10 protein-coding genes are annotated in these 15,261 nt (G+C 70.3%); 5 read left to right on the forward strand and 5 right to left on the reverse strand.

Annotated elements, in window-relative coordinates:
* Window positions 1–21: 21 nt before the first annotated feature.
* The 4 genes from JN22_RS04900 to JN22_RS04915 all read left to right on the forward strand — a co-directional run bounded on the left by JN22_RS04900 (window position 22) and on the right by JN22_RS04915 (window position 7,093).
* The gene (locus tag JN22_RS04900; RefSeq protein WP_085552841.1) at window positions 22–1,089 is read left to right on the forward strand and encodes a transporter substrate-binding domain-containing protein; all 1,068 of its coding nucleotides are present in this window, start codon (window positions 22–24) and stop codon (window positions 1,087–1,089) included.
* A gap of 281 nt (window positions 1,090–1,370) precedes the next feature.
* Window positions 1,371–3,092, forward strand: a complete 1,722-nt coding sequence (locus tag JN22_RS04905) for an MFS transporter (protein WP_085552842.1) — start codon at window positions 1,371–1,373, stop codon at window positions 3,090–3,092.
* Between the two features lie 127 nt (window positions 3,093–3,219).
* Complete coding sequence (locus JN22_RS04910) at window positions 3,220–6,699, forward strand: hybrid sensor histidine kinase/response regulator (protein WP_085552843.1); 3,480 nt, start codon at window positions 3,220–3,222, stop codon at window positions 6,697–6,699.
* Window positions 6,700–6,829: 130 nt separating this feature from the next.
* A complete protein-coding gene (locus JN22_RS04915; protein WP_085552844.1) occupies window positions 6,830–7,093 on the forward strand; it encodes a CBU_0592 family membrane protein in 264 nt (87 codons plus the stop codon).
* 19 nt (window positions 7,094–7,112) lie between these two features.
* Here the strand turns inward: JN22_RS04915 and JN22_RS04920 are convergent, their stop codons facing one another.
* The 4 genes from JN22_RS04920 to gltA form a co-directional block, all read right to left on the reverse strand.
* Window positions 7,113–7,445 carry a hypothetical protein gene (locus JN22_RS04920; RefSeq protein WP_085552845.1) on the reverse strand — a complete coding sequence of 111 codons (333 nt, stop codon included), beginning with the start codon at window positions 7,443–7,445 and terminating at the stop codon, window positions 7,113–7,115.
* An 11-nt stretch (window positions 7,446–7,456) separates the two neighbouring features.
* The gene (locus JN22_RS04925; protein WP_085552846.1) at window positions 7,457–8,104 is read right to left on the reverse strand and encodes a response regulator; all 648 of its coding nucleotides are present in this window, start codon (window positions 8,102–8,104) and stop codon (window positions 7,457–7,459) included.
* 117 nt (window positions 8,105–8,221) lie between these two features.
* Window positions 8,222–9,235 carry an NUDIX hydrolase gene (locus tag JN22_RS04930; protein ID WP_085552847.1) on the reverse strand — a complete coding sequence of 338 codons (1,014 nt, stop codon included), beginning with the start codon at window positions 9,233–9,235 and terminating at the stop codon, window positions 8,222–8,224.
* Window positions 9,236–9,317: 82 nt separating this feature from the next.
* The gene (gene gltA / locus JN22_RS04935) at window positions 9,318–10,649 is read right to left on the reverse strand and encodes a citrate synthase (RefSeq protein WP_085552848.1); all 1,332 of its coding nucleotides are present in this window, start codon (window positions 10,647–10,649) and stop codon (window positions 9,318–9,320) included.
* 206 nt (window positions 10,650–10,855) lie between these two features.
* Between gltA and JN22_RS04940 the strand changes: the two genes are divergently transcribed.
* Window positions 10,856–11,086, forward strand: a complete 231-nt coding sequence (locus tag JN22_RS04940) for a hypothetical protein (RefSeq protein ID WP_085552849.1) — start codon at window positions 10,856–10,858, stop codon at window positions 11,084–11,086.
* Window positions 11,087–11,162: 76 nt separating this feature from the next.
* Here the strand turns inward: JN22_RS04940 and JN22_RS04945 are convergent, their stop codons facing one another.
* A complete protein-coding gene (locus tag JN22_RS04945; protein ID WP_223677578.1) occupies window positions 11,163–15,110 on the reverse strand; it encodes a response regulator in 3,948 nt (1,315 codons plus the stop codon).
* Between the last annotated feature and the right edge of the window lie 151 nt (window positions 15,111–15,261).

Here is a 15,261-nt window from a genome sequence, read left to right on the forward strand (position 1 = left end):
CCGTCGGATCAGGGGAGAAGGATGAGGCCGCACCGTTTCGTGACCGCGCTGGGTCTGCTGGCCGCGCTGTGGGCGGCCCAGTGGGCGACGCCATGGGCGACGCCGTGGGCAGGGCGTGCGCAGGCCGCCGACCCGTCCCCCACCCTGGCCGAGATCGAACGGCGCGGCGTGGTGCGCTGCGGCGTCTCCTACAATCCCGGCTTCGCCGCCAACGACGGCGCCGGCCGGCCGGTCGGCTTCATGGTCGATCTCTGCCGGGCGCTGGCCGCCGCTGTGCTGGGCAAGGCCGACGCGGTGGAGATCCGCCGCCTGTCCAAGCCGCAGGAGTTCGCCGCCGTCGCCGCCGGCGAGGTCGACGTGTCCTTCGCCCAGACCTCCTGGACGCTGACGCGCGACGCCACCCTGCCGATCGACTTCGGGCCCCCGGTGTTCCACGACGAGCAGGGCATCGCGGCGTGGCGGGCGCCCGACGGCCATTCGCCGCTGGATGGCGGGCCGGCGACGGTCTGCGTGCCGGCGGCGACCACCTCGCACTGGGCGCTGGAGGATCTCGTCGCGCGTGGCGGAAAACCCTGGACCCTGCGCAGCTTCGCGACCTGGCCGGACGCCCTGCAAGCCTTCATCGGGCGGGAATGCGCCGCCCTGTCGGCCGACATGGCGCTGCTGGCCGCAGCGCTGCGCACGCTCGACGCGCCGCCGGACTCCCTCATCCTCGCCCGGCCGCCGGTGCCGTCGCGCGAGCCGATCGCGCCGCTCACCTCCAACCTCGACCGCCAGTGGCTGGCGGTGGTGCGCTGGACGATGTTCGCGCTGTTCCTGGCCGACGACGCCGGGGTGACCGGCGAGAACGCCGGCTTCCTGCGCATCACCGGCAACAGCGAGGTGCAGCGCCTGCTCGACGGGATGCCCGAGGCGGCGCGGCGGATCGGGCTGCGGCCCGACTGGGCCTATCAGGCGATCGTGCAGGTCGGGAATTACGGCGAGATCTTCGAGCGCAACCTCGGCGCCCGTTCGCCCTTCCGGCTCGAACGCGGGCCGAACAGGCCCTGGACGCAGGGCGGCCTGCTCTACGCGCCGGTGTTCCAATAAGGCATTCCGGCCAAGGACTTCCGCTGCGGTCCCGACCGTGAACGGGAAAATCTACACCATCCCACCACCGCCCCACCCCCGACCATGGTAGGGGGTGACGCAAATAGTTTAGAGTGCGCACAATCAGTCCGATAACCGAGAGGTGCGCTTGGTCATACGCCCCACCGTCACCCCAGCGGCGATGACCCGACGCCACCCCGACAGAACGGCCCCGGCCAAACCGGGCCGCGTCAAGATTCGGCAAATCGAACTGGACAAATCGAACTGGGAGGTGTGGAAACATGGCCTATGCGGCTTCGACGACGGAATCCGTCCGTCCAATGACCGCCGAGGAGAAGAAGGTGATCTTCGCCTCGTCGCTCGGCACCGTCTTCGAATGGTACGACTTCTATCTGTACGGATCGCTCAGCGCGGTCATCGCCATGCAGTTCTTCTCGGGCGTCAACCCGACCGCCGCCTTCATCTTCGCGCTGATGGCGTTCGCCGCCGGCTTCGCCGTGCGGCCCTTCGGCGCGCTGCTGTTCGGCCGGCTCGGCGACATGATCGGCCGAAAATACACCTTTCTCGTCACCATCCTGATCATGGGCCTGTCCACCTTCATCGTGGGCATCCTGCCGAACTACGCCGCCATCGGCATCGCCGCCCCGATCATCCTGATCGTCCTGCGGCTGCTGCAAGGCTTGGCGCTGGGCGGCGAGTATGGCGGTGCCGCGACCTACGTCGCCGAGCACGCCCCGCACGGCCGCCGCGGCAACTACACCTCCTGGATCCAGACCACCGCGACGCTCGGCCTGTTCCTGTCGCTGCTGGTGATCCTGGGCTGCCGCGTGTCGATGTCGCCGGAAGCCTTCAACGACTGGGGCTGGCGCATCCCGTTCCTGATCTCCATCGTGCTGCTCGGCATCTCGGTGTGGATCCGCCTGATGCTGAACGAGTCGCCCGCCTTCAAGAAGATGAAGGAGGAGGGCAAGCACTCCAAGGCGCCGCTGACCGAATCCTTCGCCCGCTGGCCGAACCTGAAGGTCGTGCTGCTCGCTCTCTTCGGCCTCGTCGCCGGCCAGGCGGTGGTGTGGTACACGGGCCAGTTCTACGCCCTGTTCTTCCTGACCCAGACGCTGAAGGTCGACGCCCAGGCGGCCAACCTGATGATCGCCGGCGCCCTGCTGCTGGGCACCCCCTTCTTCGTGATCTTCGGCACCCTGTCCGACAAGATCGGCCGCAAGCCGATCATCATGGCCGGTCTGGTGCTCGCCTGCCTGACCTACTTCCCGCTGTTCAAGGGCATCACCCACTACGCCAACCCGGCCCTTGAGGAAGCCATCGCCACAGCCCCGGTCGTCGTCACCGCCGACCCGAACGAGTGCTCCTTCCAGTTCAACCCGGTCGGCACCAGCCAGTTCACCAGCTCCTGCGACATCGCCAAGAGCGCGCTGGTCCGCCGCGGCATCCCCTACTCCAACGAGGCCGCCCCGGCCGGCACCATCGCCTCGATCAAGGTCGGCTCGACCGTCATTCCGTCCTACACCGCGGCCCCGGCCGGCCCAGCCGCCGTGTCGCTCGGCCACGGCCCCTCGACCTCCACCCCCGCCGCTCCGGCCGACGCCAAGGCCGCCGACGCCGCCTTCGACAAGGGGCTGGGCGACGCGCTGAAGACCGCCAACTACCCGGCCAAGGCCGACCCGGCCCGCGTCGACACCGTCATGGTCGTGCTGCTGCTGACCGTGCTGGTCATCTACGTGACCATGGTCTACGGCCCGATCGCCGCCATGCTGGTCGAGATGTTCCCGACCAAGATCCGCTACACCTCGATGTCGCTGCCCTATCACATCGGCAACGGCTGGTTCGGCGGCTTCCTGCCGACGACCTCCTTCGCCATCGTGGCGGCGACCGGCGACATCTATTCCGGCCTCTGGTACCCGATCATCATCGCCGCCGCGACCTTCGTGATCGGCATGCTGTTCGTACGCGAGACCAAGGACGTCGACATCTACAAGCACGACTGACGGTTTCCCCGACGACGGTCGCGCTCCGGAGCGGGCGGAGGGTCATTCCCTCCGCCCCTTTTTCGTTCCTGTGCTATCCTCGGCACCCATAGGGAGAAAAAGTCCAAGAAGGAGGGCGGAAAGCCCGATGGAAAGCTGGTTGATCGTCGCCGCGTCGCTGGCCTACCTGCTGTCGCTGTTCGCCATCGCGTGGTACGGCGACCGCACCGCCGGCAGCGGCGGGGAGCGGCGCACGCCGCTGCTCTACGCGCTGAGCTTCGGGGTCTACTGCACCTCCTGGACCTTCTACGGCGCGGTCGGGCGCGCGGCGACCGGCGGCTTCTACTTCCTGCCGATCTACATCGGGCCGATCGTGATGATCGGGCTGGGCTGGCCGGTGCTGGCCCGCATCGTCCGGGTGGCGAAGTCGGAGAACGTCGTCTCCATCTCCGACTTCCTGTCGGCGCGCTACGGCAAGAGCCGCAGCCTCGCCGCGCTCGTCACCGTCACGGCGGTGATCGGGCTGCTTCCCTACATCGCCCTGCAATTGAAGGCGATCAGCGTCAGCTTCGAGATCCTGGCCGGCGACACGCTGGGGCCGGGGGTCAACCAGCTACCCGGCGGCACGGCGCTGCTGGCGGCCCTGCTGATGGCCGCCTTCGCCATCCTGTTCGGCGTCCGCAGCATCTCCGCCAACGAGCACCACCGCGGCCTGATGATGGCCATCGCCGCCGAATCGGTGGTGAAGCTCGCCGCCTCGCTCGGGGTCGGGGCGGCCATCGCCTTCGCCTTCTTCGGCAACCCGGCCAACTTCATCGAGGTCGCCGCCAGCCATCCGGGATTCCTGGAACTGATGCGGCTGGGCAGCATCGGCGCCGACTGGTGGGTCGCCTGCGTGCTGTCGGGGTTGGCGATCCTCTGCCTGCCGCGCCAGTTCCACGTCGCGGTGGTGGAGAACACCCACACCGGCGACGTGCGCTCCACCGCCCGGCTGTTCCCGGCCTATCTGATCGTCATCAACCTGTTCGTTCTGCCGGTGGCGCTGGCCGGGCTGATGCTGTTCCCCGACGGCGCGATCAACGCCGACACCTTCATGGTCTCCATCCCGCTCGAACATGGCTGGCCCTGGCTGGCGCTGATCGCCTTCATCGGCGGGCTGTCGGCGGCGACCAGCATGATCCTGGTCGAGATGGTGGCGCTCAGCACCATGATCTGCAACGACATCGCCGTGCCGCTGCTGATGGCGCTGCGCCCCGACGACCGCCGCCTGCGCGACGAACCGGCGGCGGTGTTGCTGGCGGTGCGCCGCTCGGCGGTGATCGTGCTGGTGCTGTTGTCCTACGGCTGCTACCGGCTGATCGGCTCGGCCTTCCCGCTGGCGACCATCGGCATGATGAGCTTCACGGCGGTGGCGCAGTTCGCCCCGGCGCTGCTCGGCGGGCTGGTGTGGGGTCGCGCCAGCCGGGCCGGCGCCTTCGCCGGCATCTGCGCCGGCTTCCTCGGCTGGGCCTACACCATGCTGCTGCCCTCCTTCGCCGACGCCGGCTGGCTGGCGCCGAGCGCCCTGAAGGAGGGGCCGTTCGGCATGACCGGCCTCAGCCCGGTGGCGCTCGCCGGCATCGGCGGCATCGACCCGTTGACCAACGCGGCGCTGTGGAGCCTCGGCCCCAACATCCTGCTGTTCGTCGTCATCTCGCTGCTGACCCGCCCCTCCACCCTGGAAAAGCAGCAGGCCGCCCGCTTCATGAGCCTGCGCCGCGCGGCCGACGGCGAGGCGCATGGGCCGCGCGGGGCGACGCTGGCCGACCTGCACGATCTGGCGGTGCGCTACGTCGGCACGCCGCGCGCCGACGCCGCCTTCCGCCGCTTCACCGCCGTGCGCGACGGCGACCTCCAGACCGCGCTGCTCGCCCGCAGCGACGGCGAGGCGATCCAGATGACCGAGCGGCTGCTGGCCGGCGCCGTCGGCTCGGCCTCGGCCCGCGTGGTGGTGGCCGGGCTGCTGTCCGACCGCCGGCTGTCGCGCACCGACGCGCGCTCGATCATCGACGAGGCGTCGCGCGCCATCCTCAAGCAGCACGAGCTGCTGCGCGCCACCGTGGAGAACGTCCCCCAGGGCATCGCCGTGTTCGACGAGGACTGGCGGGTCGCCACCTGGAACAACCAGTTCGTCGTGCTGCTGGAGCTGCCGGACGGCTTCGTGCAGGTCGGCACCTCGCTGGAGGAGATCGTCGGCTTCATCGACCGGCGCGGCGAGTACGGCCACAACGGCGAGATCGAGACGCTGCTGGAGCGCCGCTCCGACCCGCGCCGCCGCAACAGGCCGGACGTCTATGAGCGGGTGCGGCCCGACGGCTCGGTGCTGGAGATCGCCACCAACCCGATGCCCGGCGGCGGCTTCGTCGCCGTCTACACCGACGTGACCGAGCGCCACCGCGCCGCCGCCGCGCTGCGCGAGGCCAACGAGAGCCTGGAGCGCCGCATCGCCGAGCGCACCCGCGACCTCTCGGCCGCGAAGGGCGAGGCGGAGCGCGCCAACCGCAGCAAGACCCGCTTCCTCGCCGCCGCCAGCCACGACCTGCTGCAACCGCTGCACGCCGCACGCCTGTTCCTGTCGGCGCTGGGCGAGCGCAACCAGGACACGGCGATCCGCCAGATCGACGCCTCGCTGCGGTCGGTCGAGCAGATCCTCGGCGACCTGCTCGACGTGTCGAAGATCGACAGCGGCGTCGTCCGCCCCAACCCGGTGCCGATGCGCATCGACGAGCTTCTGAAGCCGCTGGGCGAGGAGTTCACCGTGCTGGCGAGCCGCCACGGGCTGGGGCTGCGGACGGTCGACTGCTCGGCGACGGTGCGCAGCGACCCGACGCTGCTGCGGCGCATCCTGCAGAACTACCTCGCCAACGCGGTGCGCTACACCCGCACCGGCCGCATCCTGCTGGGCTGCCGGAAGCGTGGGGCCTTCCTGTCCATCGAGGTGTGGGACACCGGCCCCGGCATCCCCGAGCACAAGGTGCCGGAGATCTTCATGGAGTTCCGCCAGCTCGACAACGAGGCGGACGAGCGCGGCAAGGGCCTCGGCCTCGGCCTCGCCATCGTCGAGCGGCTGGCGACCATCCTCGACCACCCGGTGCAGGTGCGCTCCATCGTCGGGCGGGGCAGCGCCTTCTCCGTGCTGGTGCCGCTGACCGACGAGCGGGTCGCCGTGCGCGCCGTCGTCGCGCGGCCGCGCGGCCGCGACCTGCGCGGCGTGCTGGTGCTGTGCCTGGAGAACGAGCCGGCCATCGCGCGGGCGACCGAGGATCTGCTGTCGAGCTGGTCCTGCCGGGTCGTCACCGCCACCAACCCCGACCAGGCGCTGGCCGGGCTGGAGGGGCGGATCCCCGACGTGATCCTGACCGACTACCACCTCGACCGCAGCCTGACCGGGGTGGAGGCGCTGGGCGCCCTGCGCGCCCGGCTGGGCAGCGCCATCCCGGCGGCGGTCGTCACCGCCGACCGCGACGCCGCCGTGCGCGAGGACATCGAGGCGGCGGGCTGCCGGCTGCTCTACAAGCCGGTGCGGCCGGGGGCGCTGCGGGCGCTGCTCGGGCAACTGCTGACCGAGGGGCAGCGGCTGGCGGGGTGAGGCGGAACCACGGCCGGAGGCCGCTCCGTCCGTTCCAGGCGGTCTCGGCCGCCCCGGCACGCGCCCCTTCCCTCCGAAGGGGGGAAAATGTGATGCTGTGTCCCGATGACGACGCCTGGAGAAGCACGCGATGAGCGCCGCCAACATCGTTGGGCTGATCGGGGTTGCCGCCTATCTGGTGGCCTACGGCCTGCTTCAACTGGGAAAGCTGAAGGTCGAGGACAAGCTCTACGCACTTCTCAACGCGGCCGGCGCCCTGGCGATCCTCTACTCCCTGATCTATGACTTCAACCTGCCGTCCTTCATCTCGCAGTCCGTCTGGCTGCTTCTCACGATTGTCGGCTATGCGCGTTCCCGCTCCAGGCGTTCGGTGGAGCAGACCGCGAAGGCGTGACGGGACGGACCGGGCGGCGTCACGGCGGAAGGTCCTCGACGCGGAAGAACACCGGAAGCCCGCGCGCCCGGAACCGCTCGACCTCCTCGTCGGCTCCCAGCGACGGACCGCCGACGCGCAGGCAGGCGTCGCAGCGGTCGGCCAGCGCCAGCGACACCGGCATCATGATCGCGTCGTAGGACTCCTCTCCGGCGATCTCGATGATCGGAAGGGCCGCATTGACGCCGATGAGCGGAATGTGCCCGCGCCGGAACACGGACAGCGCCGCCTCGTTCAGAATCCGCAGGTTGGCGGCGCGCTGCGCCGCGTCGGCACCACCGGAACGGTAGGGGCCGGCGACCATGATCAGCATGGCCGGCCCCCTCACTCCACCGGCGGGGGGGTCGGGGACAGGGCGAGCTGGCTGGCCAGCACCGCCGCCTGGGTGCGGGTCAGCACGCCCAGCTTGCGCAGGATCGTCGTCACATGCGCCTTCACCGTCGTCTCGGCGACGTTCATCTCGTAGGCGATCTGCTTGTTCAGCTTGCCCTCGGCGATGCCGGCCAGGACGCGGAGCTGCTGCGGCGTCAGCGTCGCGGCGCGCTGGGCCGGGTCGGGGGCGTCGGCGTCATGCCCGCCGCTGATCACCGGCAGCCACAGCTCGCCCTCCAGCACCGCGTTGATCGCCTCGACGATCTGGGTGTTCGGCGCCGATTTCGGCACGAAGCCCGAGGCGCCGTAATCGATGGCCCGCTGGATCGTCACCGGGTCCTCGGACGCCGAGACCACGATCACCGGAATCGCCGGATGCTCGGCGCGCAGCATCATCAGCCCGATCAGCCCGCTCATCCCCGGCATGTGCAGGTCGAGCAGGATGACGTCGGCCGCCTCCCCGGCTTCCAGGACCGGCTTGATCTGGTCGAACCGGGAGACCTCCAGGATTTCGGCGCCGGCCATCGCCTGCCCGATGGTCTGGGTCAGCGCGGTGCGCATCAGCGGGTGGTCGTCGGCGATCAGAATGCGGAGCGACATTGACAATCCGATAAGAGAACCATGCCGGCAGTATCGGCCCCCGGCCGGCCGTTGACAACAGTGCCCAATGCCGCGCCCCGCCCTTTTCCGATAAAAAGGCGTGGCCGCACTCCGGATTCAACCGCCGGCCGAGGGAATCGCCCCGGCGCTGGTGCGTTCGTGGATCGCCTGCCGGCGGAAACGGTGAAGCTCGGCGGGACGGCCGCCGGTCTGGCTCTCGAACTGGCCGGTCGGTTCGACCAGCCCGCCGGAGATCATCATGCGGCGGAAATTCTGCTTGTGGACGCGCTCGCCCGACAGCGCCTCGACCACGCGCTGGAGCTGGTGCAGGGTGAAGACCGGCGGCAGCAGTTCGAACACGATCGGGCGGTATTTCAGCTTGCCGCGCAGCCGCTCCAGCGCGGTCGCCAGGATGCGCCGCCCGTCGCGCGCCATCGGCCGACCGAGCGCGCGCGGCATCGGACCGCCCGGCGGCGGGGCATCGGCCCGGCGCGCCGCCAGATCGCGGTCGCGGAAGGATTCGACCACCAGACCGGCCTCGTAGAGCAGCTCGTAGCGCTCCAGCACCCGCTCCATGTCCCACTCGGCGCCCTCCAGTCCGAAGGCGAGCTGCGCCCGCTCGCCGCGCCGGGCGCGGGAGTCGGGATCCCCGGCGGCGGCGACCCAGCCGCGCAGGGCCGGCTCGATCACCCCGTCGATCAGGGACGGACGCTGGTCGCGCCAGTCCTCCCATGGGAAATGGTCGTAGAGATTGCTCCAGTCCGCCGCCGTCCCGCCGCCCAGCGGCCCGTCGCGGACCAGCGCCAGATAGCCGACGACGACCGAGCGCGGCCCGCCGAACAGCTCGTGCGGGTCGCGGAAGCGGTCGCCGAAGGTGTAGAGCTGCTCGACGTAGCGCAGCGACAGGCCGGACAGCCCCTCGGCCACCGCGCGCACGCCGTCCTGCAAGGTGCGGAAACGGGCCGGGTCGAAGGGCGCGCCCGGCAGGGCGTCGCGGTGCGGCAGCGGTTCGTCGCCCCGCCGGTGCTCCGGCGGGATCTCGAAGCCGCTGCGCACCGTCACCACGCGCGGCGTGGCGCCGGCCACCGCCACCACCGCGACCGACAAGCCCAACTGCACACCGGAAGTCACGACAAGGAACTCCGCCGCCCATCCGGCCTGCCCCCTCTCTCCCCGGGGGGGAGAAGGGGATGGACCTTGAGTCGAGACAGGCTCAACGCTTGTCGAGCGGCACGAAGGCGCGGGCCGGGTGGCCGGTGAAGAGCTGGCGCGGACGGCCGATGCGCTGGTCGGGATCCTCGATCATCTCCTTCCACTGGCTGATCCAGCCGACGGTGCGGGCCAGCGCGAACAGCACGGTGAACATGCTGGTCGGGAAGCCCATCGCCTTCAGGATGATGCCCGAGTAGAAATCGACGTTCGGGTACAGCTTCTTCTCGATGAAGTACGGGTCGGAGAGGGCGATCTTTTCCAGCTCCAGCGCGATGGCGAGGTGCGGCTCGTCCTTGATGCCGAGCACGTCGAGAACCTGGTAGCAGGTCTCGCGCATGATCTTGGCGCGCGGGTCGTAGTTCTTGTAGACCCGGTGGCCGAAGCCCATCAGACGGAAGCTGTCGTTCTTGTCCTTGGCGCGGTTGATGAATTCGGGGATGCGGTCGACCGAGCCGATCTCCTCCAGCATCTTCAGCACGGCCTCGTTGGCGCCGCCATGGGCGGGACCCCACAGCGCGGCGATGCCCGACGCGATGCAGGCGAACGGGTTGGCGTGCGACGAGCCGGCCAGCCGGACGGTCGAGGTCGAGGCGTTCTGCTCGTGGTCGGCGTGCAGGATGAAGATCTTGTCCATCGCCTCGGACAGGACCGGATCGACCTTCCACTCCTCGCAGGGCGTGCCGAAGGTCATGTAGAGGAAGTTCTCGGCGTAGCTCAGGTCGTTGCGCGGGTACATGAAGGGCTGGCCCGACGTGTACTTGTAGGCCATCGCCGCCAGGGTCGGCATCTTGGCGATCAGCCGGTGCGCGGCGATCTTGCGCTGCACCGGATCGAAGATGTCCGTCGAGTCATGGTAGAAGGCCGAGAGCGCGCCGACGACGCCGCACATGATGGCCATCGGGTGGGCGTCGCGGCGGAAACCGCTGTAGAACTTGGCGAGCTGCTCGTGCACCATCGTGTGGTAGGTGATGGTCCGCTCGAACTCGGCCTTCTGCTCGGCGTTGGGCAGCTCGTTGTTGAGCAGAAGGTGGCAGACTTCGAGGAAGTCGCAGTTCTCCGCCAGATCGGCGATGGCGTAGCCCCGGTGCAGCAGGACGCCCTCGTCGCCGTCGATGTAGGTGATGGCCGAATCGCAGGCGGCGGTGGAGGTGAAGCCCGGATCGTAGGTGAAATAACCGGTGGCGGCGTAGAGCTTGCGGATGTCGATGACCCGCGGACCCGTGGAGCCCTCCAGCACCGGCAGCTTCAGCGTCTTGCCGGTGGCGTCGTCGGTCAACGTGACGGTGCCGACCTCGCTGACATCGCCGTGGGGCGTGTGCTTGCTCGATTCCATGACCTTCTCACTCTCCTTGGCTGGTCGGCCCTTGGCGTGTCGGTCCGCCCGTGCGCGGGGCGCGAACGGACCCTGGCTTGCGCCGCCGGGTTCTTGCGGCCGGGTTTCTTGCGTTTGATCCGCCCGCGCGAAAGGACAGGGAGCCGTGATGGAACCCCGGAGCCGCCGGCGCGGTTGGATGGGGGAAAGAATAGCACGAGGACATCATGACCGACACGCCCGTTGAACGTTCCTCCCCCGAACAGGGTTCCGATCAGGCCGCGGCGCCGACGCCGAAGGACGAGACTCCGGCCGGCGAGCGCTCGCCGCGCGAGGACATGCGCCGCACGCCCGGCGACGGCACGCTCCAGGACGCCACGCCGGCCGGCCTGTCGGCGGACGAGCTGCGCCGCCGCGCCGAGGAGATCGACGGCTCGGCCCAGCCGGGGACCGGCTGAGGCCTGGAGAGGCATCCCCCCGCCCCTCCCCCTTCCGGCGCGGGAGGGGCGGGGGGATGCGACTTGAGGACGGCGATCACCCCACCATCCGCGCCAGCACCGCCGCCAGATCGTGCTCGTTGTAGGGCTTGCGCAGCAGCACCGCGCCCGGCACCCGCTCGGCGCCCGGCACACGGTCGTGGCCGGTGGCGAACACCACCTTGAGGGATTTCACCAACCCCACCGCGGTGGCGGCCAGATCGCCGCCGGAACCGTCGGGCAGGCTGACGTCGGTCAGCAGCACGTCGAACGGACCGCCTTCCGTCCCGCCCTCAAGCGCTTCCAGCGCTCCGGCCGAATCGCCGACGTCGACCACCCTGTGCCCAAGCTCGACCAGCATGTCGGTGGTCGCCAGACGGATCAGCTCGTCGTCCTCGACCAGCAGGACGCGCAGGCCGGACGACGGCGCCGCCGGTTCCGGCAGCGGATGGGTTCCCGCCGGCTGGCTGCGCTGGCGATGGTTGCGCAGGACATGCTGAAGCTTGCGGGCCAGCGCCTCACGCGTGTAGGGCTTGCTCAGCAGCTCCACCCCGGCGTCGAGCCGGCCGCCATGGACGATGGCGTTCTCGGTGTAGCCGGAGGTGAACAGGACCGCGAGGTTGGGCAGCCGCTCCCGCGCCCGGCGGGCCAGCTCGGGGCTGCGCAGCGGCCCCGGCATCACCACGTCCGTGAACAGCAGGTCGATCGGCATCCCGCTCTCGACGATGGCCAGCGCGCTCTGCGCGTCCTTGGCCTTCAGCACGCGGTAGCCGAGGTCGGTCAGCAGCTCGATCACCGTGGCGCGGACGTCGGGGTCGTCCTCGACCACCAGCACCGTCTCGGCCCCGCCAGTCACCGGGCCGGTGTCGGTCTCGGCGGCGATGTCCTCCTCCTGGCGGACGCGCGGCAGGTAGAGGCGGATCGTCGTCCCCTGCCCGACCTCGCTGTACAGCTTGATGTGGCCACCCGACTGCTTGACGAAGCCATAGATCATGCTGAGGCCGAGGCCGGTGCCCTGCCCCTCCGGCTTGGTGGTGAAGAAGGGCTCGAAGACCCGCTCCATCACGTCGGGCGCCATGCCGCAGCCGGTGTCGGTCACCGCCAGCATCACATACTGGCCGGCCACCACCTCCTCGTGCCTGGCGGCGTAGGCGTCGTCGAGGAAGGCGTTGCCGGCCTCGATGGTCAGACGCCCGCGCCCGTTCATGGCGTCGCGCGCGTTGATGGCGAGGTTCAGCAGCGCGTTCTCGACCTGGGTCGGGTCGACCAGCGTGTTCCACAGGCCGCCGGCGACGACGGTCTCGATCTCGATCTCCTCGCCCAGCGCGCGGCGCAGCATGTCGTCGAGCGCGCGGACCAGCCGGCCGAGATTGACCGCCTTGGGCTCCAGCGGCTGGCGCCGGGCGAAGGCCAGCAGGTAGGAGGCCAGCTTCGCCCCGCGCGTCACCCCACTCAGCGCGTTGCGCAGCCGGTGCTCGGCGCGCGGGTTGCCGGCGATGTCCTTCCCCAGAAGCTGGAGGTTGCCGCTGACGACCTGGAGCAGATTGTTGAAGTCATGGGCGACGCCGCCGGTCAGCCGGCCGATGGCCTCCATCTTCTGGGCCTGGCGGAGCTGGATCTCGGCCTTCTCGCGCTCGGCGACGGCGAGAAGGACGCGCTGCTCCAGCGTCTCGTTGAGCTGGCGCAGATGGTCCTCGGCCTCGCGGCGGACACGGGCCAGCGCCAGGGCGCCGTCGACCCGCGCGATCAGCTCGCGCGCCGAGAAGGGCTTCACCAGATAATCGTCGGCCCCGGCCGACAGCCCCTCGACGCTCGCCTCCTCGCCGGCGCGGGCGGAAACCAGGATCACCGGCAGGTCGCGCAACGCCCCGTCCTCGCGGATCGCCTTCAGCAGGCCGAACCCGTCGAGCCGCGGCATCATCACGTCGGACAGCACCAGATCGGGCCGCCACGCGCGGATCAGCTCCAGCGCGGCGGCGCCGTCGCCGGCGACCTTCACGGCGTGGCGGTTGCCGAGCAGCCGTTGCATGTACTCCCGCATGTCGGCGTTGTCGTCGGCGATCAGCACGCGCGCCGCCTGGTCGGCGGCCGGCAGGTCGGCCAGATCCATCGCCACCGGCCCGCCGCGCGCCTCCTCGGGCAGCCAGCGCAGGGCCTCCTCGACGAAGGCCTCGGCGCCGACGGCGGTCGAGACGCGCGGACGCTCGGCGCGCAGCCGGTCGTCCGGCAGATGGGCGCTGCCCAGCGGCAGCGTGACGGTGAAGCGGCTTCCCTGCCCCTCCGCGCTCTCCACCGCGATGGCGCCGCCATGCAGCTTGACCAGTTCGTTGACCAGCGCCAGCCCGATGCCGCTGCCCTCGTGGGTGCGGCCCTGCTGGCCCTCGATGCGGTGGAAGCGCTCGAAGACGCGGGGCAGTTCGGCCTCCGGGATGCCGACGCCGCTGTCCTGGACGCTGAAGGCGACGCGCATGCCCTCCATCGCCAACCCGACCCGGATGCCGCCCTCCAGCGTGTATTTGAAGGCGTTCGACAGCAGGTTGAGAACGATCTTCTCCCACAAATCGCGGTCGACCCAGACCGGTTCGGCCAGAGGCGGGCACACGACGGTCAGTGTCAGCCCGGCGCGCTCGCAGGCCGAGCGGAAGTTGCTGGCCAGCTCCGCCGTGAATTCGGCGAGATCGATCGGTTCGAAGGAGGCCTGGACGCGCCCGGCCTCGACCCGGCTGAAGTCGAGCAGCGCGTTGACCAGCCGCAGCAGCCGCAGGCTGTTGCGGTGCGCCACCTCCAGCAGGCCGCGGTCCTGCTCGCCGATCACCCCGGCGGGACGGGACAGCACCTCCTCGATCGGGCTCATCATCAGGGTCAGCGGGGTGCGGAACTCGTGGCTGACGTTGGAGAAGAAGGCCGTCTTGGCGCGATCGATGGCGGCCAGCGCCTCGGCCCGCCGCCGCTCCTCCTCATAGGCCTGGGCGTTGGCGACCGCCGAGGCGATCTGCCCGGCGAGCAGCGCGATGAAGCCGGTGTAGTCGGGGGTGTGGGGCCGGTAGGGGTTGAGGCCGGCGATCAGCACGCCGGCCGGCCGCTCCTGCCCCTGCTGGGCGATCGGCACCGCCGCCGCCTGGCGCGGCGGCGTGTCCCACGCGCCGCAGGGCAGGCCGGGAAAGCGCGCGCCCAGATTCTCGACCAGCACCGGCTCGCCGCGCGCCAGCAGCTCCGCCACCGGCCAGGGGCTCTCCCCGCTCAGCGGCAGGCTGTCGGGGGCCGCCGGGTGATCTTTCCCGTCGAAGCCGGTGCGGCCGACCAGCCGCGCCTGCCCGCCCGCCTCGTCGAACAGATAGACCAGGGAGAAGGGCAGGTCGCGGTCGAGCACATCGGCCAGCCGGGCGAAGGCGGCGAAGACCTCGTCCATCGTGTTGGTGCCGCCCAGGGCCGAGCCAAGCTCGCGCAGCGCCAGCAGGCGCCGCTCGCCGATCACCCGCTCGGTCTCCTCGGTCACCACGCACAGCATCCCGGCGATGCCGCCGGCGTCGCCGGGCACCGGGCCGTAGGAGAAGGTGTGGTAGGTCTCCTCCGGGTAGCCGCTGCGCTCCAGGAACAGCATCAGCGCCTCGTCCCAGGTCGCCTCGCCGGTGCTCAGCACGCGGTCGATGCGCGGCCCGATGACGTCCCAGATCTCGGCCCACACCACCGGCGCCGGCAGGCCCAGCGAGCGGTCCTGCTTGATGCCCAGCGTCGGCCGGTAGGCGTCGTTGCACAGGAAGGTCAGCTCCGGCCCCCACGCCATCCACATGGCGTAGCGCGAGGTCAGCATGATGCGGACGACGATCTTCAGGCTCTGCGGCCAGTCCTCGGGCGGGCCGAGCGGCGTGCTGCGCCAATCGAAGGCGCGCATCATGGCGCCCATGGCGCCGCCGCCGCCCAGAACCCCGTCAAGGCCGGGGGGGGCGTCGAGCGTCTCGCTGTCGTCCTGACGGGCATCCTGGTGGGGCATGCTGGGAGCGGTCATGGTTGCTCGGATGTTCCAGCGCCGTGCGGCTATCCCTTTGGATTGCTTGACCGGCGGACAGGCGGCAGTGTCGGGATGAGAGCGGGCACGGTCAATGCCGCCGTCGTCATAGGTCCTTAGAAAGGCACGAAAAGGCGACGCCCCGAAAGCG

Origin of the sequence: Azospirillum agricola (assembly GCF_020005195.1) — a bacterium.
Lineage (GTDB): Bacteria > Pseudomonadota > Alphaproteobacteria > Azospirillales > Azospirillaceae > Azospirillum > Azospirillum agricola.